This is a genomic window from Maribacter sp. C-4077 (genome assembly GCF_055378385.1).
In genome coordinates this window covers 3,233,779-3,252,336 of record NZ_AP038807.1, presented here as the reverse complement: position 1 = coordinate 3,252,336, position 18,558 = coordinate 3,233,779, and the positions used below count along the sequence as shown (strand labels likewise).

Here is an 18,558-nt window from a genome sequence, read left to right as displayed (position 1 = left end):
GCCCCTCCTCGAAGAGCTGGCGCACCTCCTCCGCGCCCAGTACGCTGGAGTATATCCTCACCTCGTCCAGGCGGCCGTCCACCTCGTCGGTGATGCCGCTGCTGTTGCCGTAGGGCAATACCGGCATGGGCCTGAAGTCGTAGAAGCCCGAGAGGGTGAACCTGCTCAGGTCCGAGCCCGTGTCGCCGTTGAGCGCGACGCTGCCCGAGGCGGCCACCTCGCCGATCAGCACGCCGTTGGCGTAGAGCTTCGAGGTGCTGCCGTCATAGGTGGTCACGATATGGTTCCATCCGGCAAGGGGCGCATAGCCGGCATAGTTGTCGTAATAGCCCGTGTTGGTACGGAAGGACATCTTGTAGAGGGTGTTGTGGAACCCGAAGAAGATGCCATTGGCACCGATGCCGTCCTGGTAGTCGTGCCCCAGCACGGCCACGTTGGCGATCCTGCCGCCCCTTTCGGGGACGCCGCTTTCCGCGTCGCGCCATACCCATGCGCTCATGGTGAACCGGTCCGTAATGTTCCCGAAGGAGGCGTCGTAGGGGATGTCGATGATGGAGTTGCTGGTATGTTCCTTGCCGTCAAATTCGATGGCGTTGCCGAAGAGGCCGTCCACGAAGCTGTGGTCCACGGCGGCCACCGGGTCGCCCTGGTCGTCCCGTTGCAGCACGGTACCGTCGTTGCCGTTGCCGGAGGAGTCCGCCACCGTGGTGCCGGAGGCCTCGTCGAAGCGCATGTCCAGTACCAGGTTTGGGTTGTTGGCCAGGGGCAGCGCGGTACCTATCCTAAGGGTCCGTGCCACGCTGGGCACCCCGTTGGCGTCCATGGCGAATAGCATGTAATATCCCGGTGGAAGCAGGTCCCTGCCGGGAATCGTGAGCGAATGGTCCGTTCCCAATGTCGTGGCAAGGGGTATGCGGCGCTGCTCGTTGTTGGTGGAGTGCGTGGCGGCGGAGAAGCGTATCAGGCTGAAGCTCGCCACGGGTACGTCCGTGGAGACCTGCAGCACGTCGCCGTAGTCCGCCTGTGGGTTGTTGTTGTAAGGGCCCGTCCCCAGGGTGTTCCCGGTAAGGGTGCCTATGACGGGCCGTTGGGCCAGGTCGCCGTTGGCATCGAACAGGTAGGCCGGGCTGTATATCTCCGCGCTGAAATGGTTTACACAGTCGGGGGTGCCGTCACAGAGCCCGCCGCCGCCCACGAACACCCTGCCGTCCACCATGAGGATGGCCACGCTGTGGTAGGTCCTGGCCTCCTGCATGGCGGCAACGGTACGCCAACCGGTCTGCTCGTTGAAGATCTCCGCGGGGTACACCGCCGTCTGGTCCGTGAACACCGCCGCGCCCTCAAGCCCGCCGGTGACCAGTACCTCCCCGTTGGGGAGCACGGTACTGTTGTGCATGGTACGGAGATTCGCCATGTTGCCGGTATATTCTACCGGGGGGGCGGCCCCGTAGGCCACCCCGTTGAGGTCGATCACAAAGGAGTTGTTCCTCGCGGGCACCTGTATGACGTTGTCGTCGCCATAGGCCGGGGCGCCCCCGGTCTTGAGGATCTTGCCCGCGTCGAACATCACCGTGTTGCCCTTCATGGAATAGCCGTCCGTCTGTCCGGCCCCAAGGTCGCGCCGTATACCGGCCTCCAGTATTTCCCCGCCGGGGACCTCCGGGTCTATCCAGTGCATCATCTCGCCGGGGCCTGCGTGGAAGAGCTTGCCGTTGGGCGCGGGCCAGAGCCATACGTGGTTGTCCACCCGGTAGAGCCCCTGGTTCTCCTGTGCAAGGTCGTTGGCGGTATAGATGTCCTCGCCGGTTATGTTGCCAAGGGTGATCCAGCCCGTAGTTGGGGACCAGACCTCCGCGTCCTTGCCGCCGTTGCGCAAGGGGTCGTTGGGATTGTTACTGTTGTAATCGTTCCAGGAGCCGCCAACGGTGAAGACGTTGCCGTCGCGCATGGTGACGTTGCCCTGGTAGCCGCGGGGTATGTTCATCTCAGAGGCCACGCTCCAAAGGCCCGTCTGGGGATCGAAGATACTGGTGCGCTCGCTACTGGTGCCCCCCGCGGACAGGATACGCCCGTCCGGAAGGTTGTTGATGCCGGGGCAGAACATGTCATGGTCCGTGTTGATGGTGAACTCCGGACCGTCCACACCGCCCAGGCCGCCGTTGGCGAAGGGATCGAAGTACTGGGAGAAGGTGGCACCGTCCCCAGCTTCCACGAAGGTGTTCCTGAACTGGGAGGACCAGGTCAGCAAACGGCCGTCAGGAAGGTTCGCGACCGCAACAGGGACGATGCCGAACTGTATCGGGTCGCCCCAGGAACCCTGTACGGACTCCTGCTGGGAATGGACAGAAGAAAAAATGAAAATAAATAACCAGAGAAAATAATTGGTCAAGCCCCAATAATTCTTGACATACATTGTAACACTATTTTAGAAATTAGTTTTGGGGAATCTTCATCTAAAATAGCGTTGAAAATAAGGAATTGAAGCAAAGAAAATATCAAATCCGATGAAAGTTAACTTTTCATCGATAAATGCCCATTTTGACTATAGTATTGGGGTAAGGATAAACTAGGAAAGAAAATATTACTAACTAGTGAAAAAAGGGCCTAAAAATAATTTAGGAAATAAAAGATTTATAATAATGGTTTACTTAAAAAACACAAGTGCACATTCCTAAAACTGCCACCACTTTTTCTGAATTATGCCATAGCCATAACCATATTTGCCTCCATAACCTAAATTATTTTCTTTAACATCATTAACCAAGAAACTAAGACCTTTAATTTTACCCTCATTTTGTAAAGAAATTGGAAAATCAACGACCTTGGTTTCAGTAATGTTGGCTCTAGTAACGTATAATGTATGATCGGCATAGGGAGCTATCAACAAAGTATCAGTTACCAACATGAGCGGTGCAGAATCTATTATTATGTAATCATACTTAGGTAAAACGGAATGAATAAGTTCCTTAAACCTTTCACCCATCAAAAGCTCCGATGGATTTGGAAGAATTTTACCTGAATAAATTACGTCAATCGTATTAGTATAGACCAACATACTCTGAATAATAGTGTCTACGGAAATTTTATTATCTAACAAATATTCAGATAATCCTAGTTTACTATTCTTCCTATTACTTTCTAGAGAATCTACATTGCTATCTACAAAATAGGAATATATCTTAGGGTTCCTAATATCAGCACCAATCAATAAAACCTTTTTCTTTGTACTGGCAAATATCATGGAAAGGTTCGTTGAAACAAAGGTTTTACCTTCTCCTGAAACACTTGAGGTAACTAATATTACTTTATTGTAAAAACTATCTTTTTTGGACTTGATTAAATAATCCAGATTTGTTCTTAATATCCTTAAAGATTCAGCCAAAACAGAACGATCCTTATCGTCTATAAACTTCTTCTCCTTTTTACTTAGTCTAGGTAATTCAGCCAAAACAGGAACTGACTTCACCTTACTCTCTAAATCAGACTTACTATGAATCTTATTATCAATTAAACTATAACCATAAAGAACTGAAAATGGTATTAAAAGACCTAAAACCAAAGCGGCCAGATAAATTTTCAATTTGTTAGGTTCAACAGGAGCGTCATCCGTTAAATAGGCGAAATCCAAAACTCTAGATTTTGGGGATGTAGAAGCCAGTGCTACTTGGGATTCTTCCCTTCTTTGCAATAAAAACAAATATAACGACTCCGTAGTCTCTTGTTTTCTAGTTATGTCCCTAAGATTTCTTTCGTTACTAGGAACGGCATATATTCTACTGTTTATAATCGATTGTTGTCTACTGAGGCTATTAACGGTCATGGAAAGATTGCTTTCCATATTATTTAAACTGGCTTTTAGACCATTTTTAATACTATTCAATTGCTCATCCAAACTAACAATCATTGGATTCTTTTCATTGGAACTTTTAAGAAGTCTTTTACGCTCTTGTACCAACTGATTATATTTCTCCGTACTATTGGCAATTGAAGGATCTGAAAGACCGATGTTTGATGGCAAAGTTGACTCAAAACCAGTTTCGTCGATGACTAACTCTTTCATTGAAGAAGCTATGTTCAATTGATTACGGTAGTTCTCCAACTCTTGCTGATTAGCAGCACCTACATTAAGATTAATACTTGCTTGAGACTGTATATCCGCTAAACCTTTATCCGTTTTAAAATTTTCAGCGGTCTCATCGACATCTGCCAAATTTTCATAAATATCAGAAATACGGTCATTGATAAAATTAAAAGTCCTATCGGCTATTTCCTTTTTATCTTCTATTGCATTTTTGTTATAGACATTTACCAAAGTGTTTAGAATGTCCATGCCCTTGCTAGGGATTGGATGCTTTACGGTTAAATTTACTATTTTAGAGTATTCCTCTATATTGGATATCTTAACAATTTCCTTATATGACTGAGCCACCTTTTCAATAGGTGAAACCAAAATCTTAAGAGTACTACCCTCGTATTGCTTGAAAAAGTTAAGGTTTGGAGTAATAATTATTTCTCCAATGGACGTTTTTATTGTTTTTCCATAAGAATAAGTATTCTTTACGCCTTCCTCCTTTTCTTGAAAAGTGAAGGAATTTTCCCCAACCAATTCTATAATAAAGTTTGTTTCCGACCTAAAAATAATCGAATCTGGTTCTAAGAAATTCAAACGAATGGGATCCGTTTTGTAAATCTCCCGTTCTTTTACATTCCCTAGCTCCTTTAAGACTACATTACTCTTTAAAATCCTAACGACCTCAATAAAATTCGACCTTGAATTAAGAACCTCTATTTCATCCTCTACCTCGTTTTGACTACCTGCCAAAAACCCAAGGTCTTTAAATACAGACATTTCAGGAGAACTGCCCTTTTCTTCAAGAATCTGAATTTTTGATGTTAGCTCAAATTTAGGAGTTGCATATCTGTTATATATGTAGGCCAACAATATAAAAACCAAAACAGATAATATAAACCACAACCAATGCCGCGTATATCTTGAAATAAAGTCTTTTAAATCATTTTCAGTACTAAAACTTTGATTTGAAGTCATAAATAAAAGAATAGTAATCTAATTTCTTGTTAATATAAGTGCAGCGGATGTAATCAAAACAGAACCAATAGAAACTAATATCGTGGCCCTGTTATCCAGAGAGGATGAAGTTATGGCTGATTTGTTAGGTTGCACATATACAACATCATTTTGCGTGAGGTAATAAACAGGTGAATTGAGTGCTTCCTTGGAGGTTAAATCAATCCTAGTTGATACCTTGGTCCCATTAAAGTCCCTAATAACAAGAATATTGTGCCGCATTCCCTTGATTGTCAAGTCATTTGCTAATCCCAAAGCCTCCAAAATTGTGATTTGTTCACCATTTACAGGATAAGTTCCAGGTCTATTCACCTCACCCAATACGGTTACTGAAAAGTTGTTCAACCTTATATTTATGATAGGGTCCTTTAAATAATCCTGCAGCTTTTCCCTTAAAAGTTGTTTGGCTTCGAAAGGGGATAGACCCACGATTTTTATAGAACCCAAGACAGGAAAGTCGATATTACCTTCTTTATCCACAATATAGTCTAACTGCTCAGGCCTAATACCTCCGGCATCAGCACCTTTGAACAAATTAAATGGCAAACTAGCCTCGGGATCTAAAGTAGAAATATGAATTGAAACAACGTCATCCGTTTTAAATTTGTAAGAAGTTAGGTTATCCCCGATTATCGTCTCATAGTCCGATGTATCCTGGAAATAAACGACATTTTTTTTTGAGGCACAGGAAAATAATAGTGAGTTAAGAATCAAAAGTACCATGTACTTTTGAAAAGAATTGTTTTTGCTAAACATTTGAAATTAGTTGGTTTGTAATTTGATAATTTTATTGGACGACTTCTTTTCAAGATGTAATTTATGAAGATTTTGCCACTCCCCAGCAGCAAAGTTTTCAATTAATTCAAAAATCGGCGAATAATCATCACTGTAAAAAAGAATATTTAAACAAACATTTTCAATTTTTTGTTGAATTTGTTCCTTTTTTAAATTGGATTTTAGGTCTACTTTTTCAAATATTTTGCTCAAAGAAGGTGAATCCATGTGTAACATTCTTTGTCCTTTTTCAGATAAATCATAAGTACCATTAAATTCACCAAGGAATTTGGGTAAATTAATAGTGGTTGCATTTGAATATCCAATATCCTTCACACTTAAAACCTGAGCAAGGAGTTTAACGGATATGGATGATCCAACCATTAAATCAAACACTTGGGTTTCCGAGAACCTAGAATCCGAACTGACCCAAACCAAAAACTTGGCAACATCCTCAACATTTGCCATAGTTTCATATTCGTTGAACGCAGTTATATTGATTGGCTTTCCAAAGGATAACTGGTTCTTCATGTAACTTAATATAGAACTATTTGATTCGACTACATTTGGGATTCGAACGCTTATAAAATTCGTTGAATTATTATTTCTATCCAGGCTATGTAAATATAATTCAGACAATAATTTACACACCTCCAGGGTGGTAGAAGGAAAGGAAATGTTTTTATTGGAACAAAATACAAATCGTTGAACGCCAAATTCTTTTGCCAAATCGGCAAGCACTTTTGTAGCAAGAACGTTCTCCTGTAAAAACTTGTTTGTATTTCTATCCAAGGTTTCAGGACCGTTATTTCCAGCAGTATGCAGCACTATGGATGGTGCATAAGTAGAGAACAAATCCTTCAAGCTCTTTTTGTCCTTAATGTCCATCAATTTGGGAACAACCTCCAAATGCCTGGAGTTTTGCATAAAAGAATTAATGGAATTGAGTGAAGATTCGGAATTATCCAATAAGATAACCCTCGCCTTAATACCAAGTCTGAACAACTCCTTGGAATAGGCTGATCCTATACAGCCTCCAGCCCCCGTTATCAAAATAGTCTTACCAGTAAAACCTGAATAAATTTCGCCTTGATTTTTCAGTAAATTAACCTTTTTAGGAAAAAGGTCTTCGATTTGAAGTCCTCGAATTTGATTGTTATTTAAATCTAAAGCAAATGAATCTTCTTTAGAATGAATCGCTTGGTCGGGCAAATCCAATATCCCAAGAGACTTCATTTTTTCCGAACTGTATGAAACTAAATCCTGTAGTATTTTTGAATTTATATCACCATCATTACATACAATAATATTGTCAATTACTTTTGATTGTTTGTTGGTTGGCAAAATTACTCGATCAGCATTCTCATTAGAATAAATAATTGTGTTCAATATTTCTATTTCCTTCTCCAAAAGCGCATCCTTTAGCTGTCCAATTCTGTAATCCGGAATACCTGCTTCCGTATAGAGTATCGCCTTACGTAAACCTTTGAATCTATTTCTGTTATTTATAACTATACGCTTATACAACCATCTTGAAGCTACTAAAGCAGAAAAGCTCAGAATACTATGTACAATTATAATTGACAAAGGCACCATTAAATCTTCCTCCATTATTAATTTACCATTAATAACCACAAGGACTATGGTAAGAATATTTGCCAAACATATCGCGTTGAATATACTGTAAACCTCCCTAATCCTATCCGCTTTTACAATTCCATTGTAAATACCTATATAAAGAAAAATAAGGGAAGATAATGCAACTATAATAGGTAACTGGATTAACATTCCATGACTACTTAAATCTGGAAGAATTAAGGAACAAAGCCCATAAGAAATAACAAATGAAAGCGCTGTTAAAAATAGGTCTAGAAAAAATACCACCCCTAATGGAAAAAAACTCTTTGGAAAACTAAAGATATTTGCCATAACAATAAATTACATGCCAAAGGTAGAAGAAAAAGAAGTTAAACCAATTTACACAGGTTGCTTTTCGTTAAACCTTTAAAAAAATCGTTCATCTTACCATTATGTACAAATTTAGCTTAATTCTTTTATAGATTATGAATCCAAAGGCAATGTTGATCAGCTCATAAAATAGATTTACTTAATTTACGTTACCTATTCAAAATAGAGTTTAATGGCCAAAAGTGCAATTTTAAATACGGTTGAAAGAAAATCAATTTTATTGATTGGTGATTTATTGATAATTGGCTTTTCCCTTAAAAATTACGTTAATAGGGCAATAGATTTTCTGGACGAGGAATTCCTTTCGACGAAAGTTGTAATTTTTTCCATAGGTATACTAATGTATTTCATATTTGCATATATACTGGATTTATATAACCTTGAGAGTATACCAAAGTCCTTGACCTACTCAATTGTAAGAACCTTTTCGATTGCATTCCTATTCACATCCTTTCTATTTATTATCACTACCTTAATTTTTGATTTTGCTTTTTGGAGAATACACTTATTGATCTTTATGATTTTTTGCCCAATACAACTGGTATTGTGGCGCATGCTATTTAACTATATTTTCAAATTTGTACCAGTTACAAAACGGGTTTTGTATTTGTATGACCAAACTACCGAAGAAAGCTTAAGAAAAAATGTTTCCATAATTAATGGAATAGAAAAAGAAACCTACCATAAAGTCGTTTCTACAAATTTGAACGATGAATTATCGGATATTGGCGAACAATTAAATCCAGATGTATTAACTAAGATAGACACTTGGATAATCAATACGAGAAATTACAATCACTTTTCCAAACAACTTGAATTAAAAATGGTAAATTCCATTTTGAATGGCAAAGAGATTATTACCTATACCTCCTTTTATGAAAATACGTATGAGGCGTTGCCCATACAATCCCATAATGATAGTATTTATGAAATACTGCAACTGAAAAACAAAAAAATCAGATATATACAAACAATTGCCAACTTCAATTTCAACCTGATCCTTACCATAATCGCTGGGTTGTTTCTTTTGGTTGTAATCCCTTTTGTATTCTTACTGAATATTTTTTTCAACCGTGGGCCATTATTTTACACACAACTTAGGGTAGGCAAACATGGTAAGGAATACAAAATTTATAAATTTAGGTCTATGGTCATCGATGCTGAAAAAACAGGTGTGAAAATGGCCACAAAAAATGATGCGAGAGTAACAAAATTTGGAAAAATTCTGAGAAAGTTTCGGATTGATGAACTACCTCAGATAATTTCTGTGATCAAAGGTGATATGTCCTTTATTGGCCCTCGTCCTGAGCGTAAGGTTTTTGTGGATAAATTAAATGACGTTACTCCCTTTTACAATGTAAGACACCTCGTAAAACCAGGCATTACTGGATGGGCTCAGGTCAAATACAAATATGGTGAAAATCTTGAAGACTCCATTCGTAAATTGGAATATGACCTATATTATATCAAGAATAAATCTGTAGTTTTAGACTTTAGGATAATCCTTAAAACGGCGACAACCGTTATATTTTCAAGAGGAATCTAAACATCATAGCTTTCTTGTTTTTTTTGAGTTTAGGTCAAAAAAAAGAATGGGGAGGTTAAACCCAAAATATGCAATGGAAAATCCCCGCCAGAACGGACGGGCAGGTATTACGGCTTCAAACCACTTCAAAAACACGCTGTTTGGCTGTTTTTTAATTTAACCATAGCAATGCTATGCTAAAATTAAGAAACACCTGTGTTTATTGTATTTTGAACCCTCATCACAAAGTCCTAATGCATAATTTGGGTTCAAATAATTTAGAACGCATCATTCGCAATGAGTAAATTGCATCTTACCTAAACGCAAGCATTTTTTAATAGTTTACCCTTCAATAGGTATGCAACTCCTTCGCTCCAGATAGGGTTTTAACTTTCTAGTCAATCAATAGCTCAAATTTTTGGGACTTCGTTCTGGAAATCAGTAAATTTGGCACCCCCTTTAAACGATAAATTTTGTAATTAGTCGGTTTTACATTTAACAAAGTCATGGCCTCGGCTATCTTTGTTCCTATTTTGATTTATTGCTCTTACAACACTATATTTTAAATGCTTATGACTTTCTCTACTAAAAAGCCAATTTTTCTTTGGATTTTCCTATTGATGTACCTATCGGCTGTCTCCCAGCAGGAGTCCGTACAGGGTTCCTGGGGCGACCCGATACAGTTCGGCATCGTCCCTGTTGCGGTCGCGAACCTTCCTGACGGCCGTTTGCTGACCTGGTCCTCCCAGTTCAGGAACACCTTCGTGGAAGCTGGGGACGGTGCCACCTTCTCCCAGTACTTCGATCCCTTCGCCAACGGCGGCCTGGGCGGTGTGGACGGTCCGGAGTTCACCATCAACACGGACCATGACATGTTCTGCCCCGGCATCAACAACCTTCCGGACGGGCGTATCCTGTCCGCGGGGGGCACCAGTAGCGAGCGCACCAGTATCTTCGATCCCCAGACGGGCCTTTGGAGCGTGGCCTCTGAGATGAACATACCCCGCGGCTACCAGGGCAACGTCACCATGCGCGACGGCAACGTCTTCACCGTTGGCGGCTCCTGGAACGATTACAACAGTAACAATCCCAACGACCCCTTGCGCAACGGCGGCAAGGACGCGGAGGTCTGGTCCCCAACTACGGGCTGGATCACCCTTGGCAACATAACCGGCGAGGACATCTATACCGCCAACGACCTTGCACAGGAGAACCAGGGGCTCTACCGGGTGGACAACCACGTATGGCTCTGGCCCGCGCCCAACGGCAAGCTCTTCCACGCAGGCCCCGGCGAGATGATGCACTGGATAGACCCGGAGGTCCCCGGCGGGGAAATACTGGAGGCCGGTATACGGCGCGACCTTGGGGCCGGACAGACGGACGGCTATTCCATGAAGGGCAACACGGTGATGTTCGACGCGGGCAAGATCCTCAAGACCGGGGGCGCCCCGGCCTATGGCGACGACAACGTCATACAGGTGCCCGCGAGGAACAACTCCTTTGTGATCGACCTCAACGGGGTGGCCTACGGGGCCGCCCCCCCGGTAGAATATACCGGCAACATGGCGAATCTCCGTACCATGCACAACAGTACCGTGCTCCCCAACGGGGAGGTACTGGTCACCGGCGGGCTTGAGGGCGCGGCGGTGTTCACGGACCAGACGGCGGTGTACCCCGCGGAGATCTTCAACGAGCAGACCGGTTGGCGTACCGTTGCCGCCATGCAGGAGGCCAGGACCTACCACAGCGTGGCCATCCTCATGGTGGACGGCAGGGTGTTCGTGGGCGGCGGCGGGCTCTGTGACGGCACCCCCGACTGTGTAAACCATTTCAGCGCGGAGATATACAGCCCGGCCTACCTGTTCGATGCCAACGGCGACCTGGCCCAACGGCCCGTCATAGGCACCCTTACCGGGAACACCCTGGGGACGGGCCCTTACAACAACAACCCACAGGCGGACTACGGCGACGTGCTGCAGGTCTCCACGGACGTACCCGTGGCGAGCTTCAGCCTGATACGCTTCTCCGCCGCCACGCACTCCACCAACAACGAGCAGCGCCGCATACCCCTTGCCACGACATTGGGAACGGACCATTCGCTCACGATTCCCGGCAGGGACCTGCTTCCACCGGGATATTACATGCTATTCGCCATGGACGCCAACGGGGTGCCCAGCGTGGCACGGACCCTTAGGATAGGTACCGCGCTGCCCCTGGCCAACAACCCAAACCTGGTACTGGACATGCGCTTCGACGAGGCCTCCGGCACCACGGTGGCGGACTCCTCCGGCAACGGCAACGACGGTACCGTGCTGCAACGGGACGACCAGGGCGACCCGGTGGCCGCCGTGGACCACAGCTTCGTGGACGGCCTCTTCGGCAACGCCATCGAATTTGACGGCAAGGAACATACCAGCAACTCCATCATCGACATCCCCTACGACGCCTCCTTCGGGAACATTACGGACCGGTTCACCATGAGCGCATGGGTATGGCGCGACGCGGAAAGCGGCGTCCCCGAAAGGGGCGGCAGGATCGCCAACGTGGCCGTGCTGGGGCACGACTACCAGGACGGCATCGGTGCCAATGGCATCTTCTTCGGGTTCCACAACACCCTCTACAAGATGTCCTTCCGTACCAACACGGGCTATTACGACAACTATGCCGGCTATGCGCCCCTTGCCGGATGGAACCATATCGTGACCACCTATGACGGCAGCACCTCGAAGCTCTACGCCAACGGCGTGCTGATCGGCGAGGTGGCCGCCTCGGGCAGCGTCGCGCTCAACGGCGACACGGGCTCGGACCTGAGCAGGTTCACCCTCTCGGGCTTCTACGACTTCAGGCCCATGCCGGTATTGCCCTACGGCAACGAAAGCGGCATCACCGACGAGGTGGACGGCCGCCTGGACGAGGTGAGGATATACTCCAGCGTACTGGGCGCGGAGGAGGTGCGCCAGCTCTTCGAGGAGGGGCTCGCCACCGGGGAGGTGCTCTCCGGCGACTGCCAGAACAGTACCATCGTCTTCGAGTACAAGGTGGGAGACGGCCCCTGGCAGACCAACGCCAACAACCGCATCGTGGTCCAAGAGGGCCAGGAGGTCTTCCTCAGGGCCAGGAACTATACGGAGCCCTATTTCATCGCCACGCAGATCGTGGACGGGCCCACCTTTTCCTCCACCGTGGACTTCGGGGCCGACGGCTACCAACTGGACACGGACAGGCCCGGCGCGGCCAACCCCTTGGGGGACGGCCTGATAGACACGGCGGACCGCGGCTACTATACCCTGACCACCGCCGACGGGTGCCCCACCACGGTCTTCGTGGAGGTCACAAGGGCCTGCGACCCGGGGGACACCCCCATCCAGGCCGAGTACAACATCAACGGCACATGGTCCAGCGGGGCGGCCTCCATCACCCTCTCCGAGGGCGACAGGCTGCAGCTCAGCGTACTGCCCAACAACGCGCCCTTTCCGAACGCCAGCCCCGAGGTATACCCCATAAGCATCATCCTTCCCAACGGGAACAGCGTGGGCGACGGTTTCGTCATAGACCCCGTGACCGCGGCGAACGCCGGTACCTACCAGTTCGTCTCCGCACAGGGATGTACGGACCTTCTGGAGGTCGTGGTGGAAACGACGGACTGCGCGGCCCTAGGCCTGGTCAGCGAGTACCAGGTAAACGGGGGGGCGTACATCAGCGGCCAGGCGAGCGTGGACGTACTGGAGGGGGACGACCTCAGGCTAAGCATCCTGCCAAACGGGACCGCGTTCAGCGTATCGTCCACCGCCCCCAACGGCAACTCGAAACCGTCCAGTACCACCGACCTCTTCCTTACCGACCTCACGCAACAGGACGCCGGAACATATACCTTCACCACAGCAGGGGGTTGCAGCGTGGATTTGATCGTGAATGTCGAAGTAGTGGATTGTACCAATATAAACCTTGAGACAGAATACCAGTTAAACGGTGCAGGAGCCTATGTTTCGGGCCAAAGCCAAGTTTCGGTAGATGAGGGAAATTCCATCACCCTAAGCATATTACCCAATGGAACACCGTTTTCCATTTCGAGTACATCGGCAAACAACCATCAAAAACCGATGGATTTATCAGATTTGACCCTTGATAATTTAAGTGCGGCCGATGCCGGTATCTATACCTTTGAAACCAATGTTGGATGTACCGTAACATTGGAACTTTTAATAAACAGCATCGATTGTGCGGAATTGAATCTTCAAAGCCAATATGATTTGAACGGTTCCGGAAATTTCATATCAGGAGCGGAATTTGTACGGGTGCCCCTTGGGGAAAGTATCCAATTGAGTGTAGTACCGGATGTGTACAATGGTCAGATGTTGGCTTTTGAAATCAGCGGTCCAAATGGCATTACAAAACCATTGAACAGTCAAGATCTGATAATTTCAGATGTTCAGGAAATCCATGAAGGAACCTATATCATGACGAGCAGCAGTGGATGTGTTGCGCAAATTTTGGTTCTAGTTGGCGAGAACGAAGTGCCAACCGCAGTTGCCTCCAGTGATAGTAGTACTGGAACCGCACCCTTGCAGGTTTCGTTCGTTGGAAGCAACTCAACAGATGATGGCCTCATTACTGGCTACTCCTGGAACTTTGGGGACGGAGGTGCCGCCTCAATTGCAGATCCCCAACATACGTTTGATACGGCCGGGGAATATGAGGTGGTATTAACCGTTACGGACAACGAGGGAAGTATTGCTACCACTAGCCTTTCCATAACCGTTATTTCTCAGAACCAACCTCCTATTGCAGTGGCAAATGCCTCACCTGTTTCTGGAAATGCACCATTGCAGGTGAGTTTCAATAGTGATGCCTCTAGCGATGACACTGGGATAGTATCTTATCTCTGGGATTTCGGAAATGGACAAACATCAAACCAACCGAATCCATCCAGAACATTTACGGAATTAGGGACTTTTTCAGTCACCTTAACGGTAACGGATGCGGAAGGCTTATCCGATGAAGATACCATTGAAATCAACGTAAATGATTTGGATAACCAACCTCCGGTTGCCGTTGCCTCGGCGACACCAACTTCGGGCATCAATCCGTTAACGGTAGCATTCACAGGAAGTAATTCCACGGATGATACCGGGATAGCGAGCTATAATTGGGACTTTGGGGACGGTGAAAGTGCTTTGATCGCTGATCCTTCACATACCTATACCAGCACTGGAACGTTTACGGCTACACTGACCGTTACGGATACGGACGGTGTTACGGATCAAGAATCCTTGACCATTACGGTCACGGAGTCAAGTAGCAATCAACCGCCGGTTGCCGTTGCAACTGCAACACCTTTGACCGGAACAGCGCCATTGGTGGTAGATTTTACCGGTAGCAACTCTACGGATGATGCCGCAATTACTAGCTATCTGTGGGACTTTGGTGATGGTGGCACGGCAACGACTGCAGATGCCCAACATACGTATCAGCAACAAGGTGCATTTACGGCTACCCTCACGGTTAAGGACGCGGAAGGAGAAACAGATGTGGAAAGTATTTCAATTACAGTAAATGGTCCCGTTAACCAGCCACCATTAGCGGTTATCAGTGCTTCATCCCAAAATGGCATTGTACCCCTGGAGGTCAATTTTACTGGTGAAAACTCCACGGACGATGTAGCTGTAGCAACATATGCTTGGGATTTTGGGGATGGTAACTCCTCCTCTGAAATCAATCCTAGCCACATTTTTGAAACTCCCGGCGACTTTACGGTAAGCTTAACGGTTACAGATGCAGAAGGCCTTAGTGATGTTAGAACGATAAACATATTGGTCTTGGAAAATGAGACCAATACTGTGGGTACCATAATCATAGCTCCCAATCCCGCCAATACCATGATTCGTTTGTATTTGGATGAAGGGACTACGACCACCGCAAATACGGTTTCCCTGCACGATGCCACCGGCAAGTTCATTGCTGGATACATACTGGACACCATACGACAAGGGGACTACTTTGGAATTCCCGCCCAGATATTAACGGACGGTATTTACTATTTGAGGATTACTTTTGACAACGGAGAGACGGAAGGCATATCGTTTTTGATACGTAATTAAACCAAACACAGGACGCGTTGACCCTGGATACATTGAAATGTAAAGGGTAAAATGTATGCCCGTTTTCACCAAATTTAATTAGACATTTTGCGGAATCTAAAATCAACTAGGTTCCGCTTTTTTTGTGCTGTAAAACTATCGTTTAAAAAAACGCACATTCAGGCAATTACATTTTCATTATACTACCTTTGGGCTTTACAATGAATCCATACTATGTATTGGGTGCGCGTTGTAAAGGTAAAAAGCACAATAAAATAAAATGGTTTGGAAATTTTAGGCCAGCACCGTCCTGGTGAAATTGAAAACATGGGGTATTGATATACTTTGAAGGCATATCTGCCAATTGGGCAGGGATTTTTAGCTGTATCGGCTTTTCGAGTGAATAATCCGGTTTTAAAGGTTCGTGTTGGATAGATGCTACATACCGTAGAAAATGATTTAGTGGAAATTTTGGGATTCTAAAAAACCGTTTTGTCAACCGTACAACTAGGAATGTATTACTTGGACCAAGATTTTAGTGCTATTCTAAGGTTATTTTTTAACCTTTGCACTTTAAAAATCATACATTTTACATGAAGCGCATTACGAACATCTGCTGTATTGGAGCAGGTTATGTAGGAGGCCCTACCATGAGTGTTATTGCCAACCAATGTCCTGAAATAAAGGTTACCGTGGTGGACATAAATCAAGCAAGAATAGATCAATGGAATTCCGGGAATCTTGATTTATTGCCCATATACGAACCGGGACTTAAGGAAATAGTTGCCCAAAACCGTGGTAAAAACCTCTTTTTTTCTACGGAGGTGGATAAGGCCATCGATGAGGCACAAATGATTTTTATCTCGGTAAATACACCTACGAAAACCTACGGAAAAGGGAAAGGTCAAGCGGCCGATTTAAAGTTTGTGGAACTATGCGCCCGCAATATTGCGAAGGTAGCCAAGGACGATAAAATTGTTGTTGAAAAATCTACCTTGCCCGTACGGACGGCGGAGGCCATAAAAACGATTCTGGACAATACGGGTAACGACGTGAAATTTGAAATCCTATCAAACCCCGAATTTCTAGCAGAAGGAACCGCAATCGATGACCTGTTACAAGCGGACAGGGTTTTAATTGGGGGGGACGACACGCCTAGTGGAAAGGCGGCAAAGGATGCATTGAGCTGGGTCTACGAACATTGGTTGCCCAAGGAACGTATTCTACAGACCAATGTCTGGTCCTCTGAATTATCCAAACTTGTCGCAAATGCATTTTTGGCCCAACGGGTATCCTCCATAAACTCCATTTCCGCCCTTTGCGAAAAGACGGACGCCAACATTGATGAAATCTCGCGTGCCATAGGTTTTGATAGCCGCATTGGCCCTAAGTTTTTAAAGGCTTCCGTGGGTTTTGGAGGTTCTTGTTTTCAAAAGGACATTTTGAACCTTGTGTATATAGCGAGAAGTTTTGGCCTCCCTGAGGTGGCCGACTATTGGGAACAGGTGATTTTGATGAACGACTATCAAAAGCGACGCTTTGCAGAGCATATCATCCAAACCATGTACAATACGGTTTCTGGCAAAAAAATAGTGCTTTTGGGTTGGGCGTTCAAAAAAGATACCAACGACACGCGCGAATCTGCAGCTATTTACGTAGCAGATGCCCTTTTGGAGGAAAAAGCGGAATTGGTAGTGTATGATCCAAAAGTAGCTGCTGAACGTATCTATGCGGACCTGGATTATTTCAATACAAGAAGTCCTGAGGAAAACAGAAAATTATTGAAAGTTTCTTCGGACCCTCTAAAAATTACGGAAAATGCCCACGCTATTGCGCTGTTAACGGAATGGGATGAATTTAAGGAATATGATTGGCAACAAATCTATGACAGTATGCTAAAGCCCGCCTTTATTTTTGACGGCCGTCGCCTTTTGGAAACAAGGAAAATGGAAGCTATTGGCTTTAATTATTACAAAATAGGGGAAGCATGAAGGTTCTGGTGACCGGTGCGGCAGGCTTTATAGGATTTCATTTGTGCAGGGCCCTATTAAAAAAAGGTTTCACCTTGGTAGGTCTGGACAATATCAATTCCTATTATGATGTAAACTTAAAAATTGCCAGATTGAACGAGTTGGGTATTTCAAAAGCCCAAAGCCTGGAATGGCATGTACAGCAATCTAGTCATATACATGCATCATTCAGTTTTGTGCGCATGGGTGTTGAGGATACGGAAAATATTTCACAATTGTTTACAGCGCACCAATTTCAATTGGTCTGTCATTTAGCGGCCCAGGCCGGGGTTCGTTACAGCCTGGAAAACCCACAGGCCTATATGGAAAGTAATATGGTAGGTTTTCTGAACATCTTGGAGGCGTGTCGCATGCATACGATACAACACTTGATATATGCCAGTAGCTCAAGTGTTTATGGACTCAACAAAAAAGTACCGTTTTCCACCATAGATCGGGTAGATCATCCTATCAGTCTTTATGCGGCTTCCAAAAAAAGTAACGAGCTTATGGCATATACCTATAGTCACTTATATGGTTTCCCTACTACGGGACTTCGTTTCTTTACGGTATATGGCCCTTGGGGACGTCCGGATATGGCCTATTTTTCCTTTACGGAAGGTATCCTCGCCCAAAAGCCCCTTCCCGTGTTCAACAAGGGTAAACTTTCAAGGGACTTTACCTACATTGACGATATCATTGAAGGTATCATGCTTGTTGTGGAACAAGGGTTCAAACCCAGTGCTACAAACGAAAGTACGGCGGCGCTTTATAATATTGGCCTTGGTAGGCCCATGGCTTTAATGGATTTTATAAAAACCTTGGAGGAAAGGCTGGGAAAAAAAGCCCTATTGGAATTTTTACCCATGCAAGCTGGGGATGTATTGGAAACCTGGGCAGATACAACGGGGATTGAAAGGAATTATGGATATGCACCTAAGACGGATTTGGCGAAAGGTATTGGCCAATTTATAGACTGGTACCTGCATTATAAAGAACAGCGACAATAAGCAATGTTAGAATCCTCTATACCAACCATTTGGCACCTATTTTGAAAATAAGGCATAGGGGTATGTTGACTTTTAAGATAAATAACCATTTTAATATAACTATAAAAAC

Annotated in this window: 9 protein-coding genes and 2 pseudogenes; 5 read left to right on the top strand and 6 right to left on the bottom strand. The window is 45.2% G+C overall.

Going from position 1 to position 18,558, the window contains the following annotated elements:
• Positions 1-34: 34 nt before the first annotated feature.
• A pseudogene (locus ACZ41C_RS13915) lies at positions 35-733 on the bottom strand (LamG-like jellyroll fold domain-containing protein); the annotation flags it as partial.
• Between the two features lie 105 nt (positions 734-838).
• A pseudogene (locus tag ACZ41C_RS13910) lies at positions 839-1,216 on the bottom strand (galactose oxidase-like domain-containing protein); the annotation flags it as partial.
• Between ACZ41C_RS13910 and ACZ41C_RS13905 the strand changes: the two are divergent.
• Positions 1,148-2,368: a hypothetical protein gene (locus tag ACZ41C_RS13905; RefSeq protein WP_464565781.1), complete on the top strand. Its 1,221-nt coding sequence runs from the start codon at positions 1,148-1,150 to the stop codon at positions 2,366-2,368. The pseudogene ACZ41C_RS13910 and the gene ACZ41C_RS13905 sit on opposite strands and share 69 nt — an antisense overlap.
• 303 nt (positions 2,369-2,671) lie before the next feature.
• Here ACZ41C_RS13905 and ACZ41C_RS13900 read toward each other — a convergent pair whose 3' ends face one another.
• From ACZ41C_RS13900 to ACZ41C_RS13890, 3 genes are read right to left on the bottom strand one after another with little or no spacing between them, the layout of a single operon-like run.
• Positions 2,672-5,047 (bottom strand): GumC family protein, encoded by a 2,376-nt coding sequence (locus ACZ41C_RS13900; RefSeq protein ID WP_464562279.1) that lies wholly within the window; start codon positions 5,045-5,047, stop codon positions 2,672-2,674.
• An 18-nt stretch (positions 5,048-5,065) separates the two neighbouring features.
• Positions 5,066-5,842 carry a polysaccharide biosynthesis/export family protein gene (locus ACZ41C_RS13895; protein ID WP_464562277.1) on the bottom strand — a complete coding sequence of 259 codons (777 nt, stop codon included), beginning with the start codon at positions 5,840-5,842 and terminating at the stop codon, positions 5,066-5,068.
• Between the two features lie 6 nt (positions 5,843-5,848).
• Positions 5,849-7,789: an SDR family NAD(P)-dependent oxidoreductase gene (locus ACZ41C_RS13890; RefSeq protein ID WP_464562275.1), complete on the bottom strand. Its 1,941-nt coding sequence runs from the start codon at positions 7,787-7,789 to the stop codon at positions 5,849-5,851.
• 211 nt (positions 7,790-8,000) lie between these two features.
• Here ACZ41C_RS13890 and ACZ41C_RS13885 point away from each other — a divergent pair, with 211 nt between their 5' ends.
• Positions 8,001-9,374, top strand: coding sequence for an exopolysaccharide biosynthesis polyprenyl glycosylphosphotransferase (locus ACZ41C_RS13885; protein WP_464562273.1), 1,374 nt, complete (start codon positions 8,001-8,003; stop codon positions 9,372-9,374).
• A 541-nt stretch (positions 9,375-9,915) separates the two neighbouring features.
• Here ACZ41C_RS13885 and ACZ41C_RS13880 read toward each other — a convergent pair.
• Positions 9,916-10,140, bottom strand: coding sequence for a hypothetical protein (locus ACZ41C_RS13880; protein ID WP_464562271.1), 225 nt, complete (start codon positions 10,138-10,140; stop codon positions 9,916-9,918).
• A gap of 442 nt (positions 10,141-10,582) precedes the next feature.
• On the opposite strand from ACZ41C_RS13880, the gene ACZ41C_RS13875 reads away from it, so the two are divergent.
• From ACZ41C_RS13875 to ACZ41C_RS13865, 3 genes are all read left to right on the top strand, one after another.
• On the top strand, positions 10,583-15,451 hold the full coding sequence (locus tag ACZ41C_RS13875) for a PKD domain-containing protein (protein ID WP_464562269.1): 4,869 nt from the start codon (positions 10,583-10,585) through the stop codon (positions 15,449-15,451).
• Positions 15,452-16,023: 572 nt separating this feature from the next.
• Complete coding sequence (locus tag ACZ41C_RS13870) at positions 16,024-17,421, top strand: nucleotide sugar dehydrogenase (protein WP_464562267.1); 1,398 nt, start codon at positions 16,024-16,026, stop codon at positions 17,419-17,421.
• Positions 17,418-18,449, top strand: coding sequence for an NAD-dependent epimerase/dehydratase family protein (locus tag ACZ41C_RS13865; RefSeq protein ID WP_464562265.1), 1,032 nt, complete (start codon positions 17,418-17,420; stop codon positions 18,447-18,449). Before ACZ41C_RS13870 ends, ACZ41C_RS13865 begins: the two co-directional genes overlap by 4 nt.
• Positions 18,450-18,558 lie beyond the last annotated feature (109 nt).

Bases quoted from the DNA above. Each gene is read 5' to 3' on its own strand.
- ACZ41C_RS13885 (WP_464562273.1), top strand. From the start codon at position 8,001: ATGGCCAAAAGTGCAATTTTAAATACGGTTGAAAGAAAATCAATTTTA.
- ACZ41C_RS13865 (WP_464562265.1), top strand. From the start codon at position 17,418: ATGAAGGTTCTGGTGACCGGTGCGGCAGGCTTTATAGGATTTCATTTG.
- ACZ41C_RS13905 (WP_464565781.1), top strand. From the start codon at position 1,148: ATGGTTTACACAGTCGGGGGTGCCGTCACAGAGCCCGCCGCCGCCCAC.
- ACZ41C_RS13870 (WP_464562267.1), top strand. From the start codon at position 16,024: ATGAAGCGCATTACGAACATCTGCTGTATTGGAGCAGGTTATGTAGGA.
- ACZ41C_RS13890 (WP_464562275.1), bottom strand. From the start codon at position 7,789: ATGGCAAATATCTTTAGTTTTCCAAAGAGTTTTTTTCCATTAGGGGTG.
- ACZ41C_RS13900 (WP_464562279.1), bottom strand. From the start codon at position 5,047: ATGACTTCAAATCAAAGTTTTAGTACTGAAAATGATTTAAAAGACTTT.
- ACZ41C_RS13895 (WP_464562277.1), bottom strand. From the start codon at position 5,842: ATGTTTAGCAAAAACAATTCTTTTCAAAAGTACATGGTACTTTTGATT.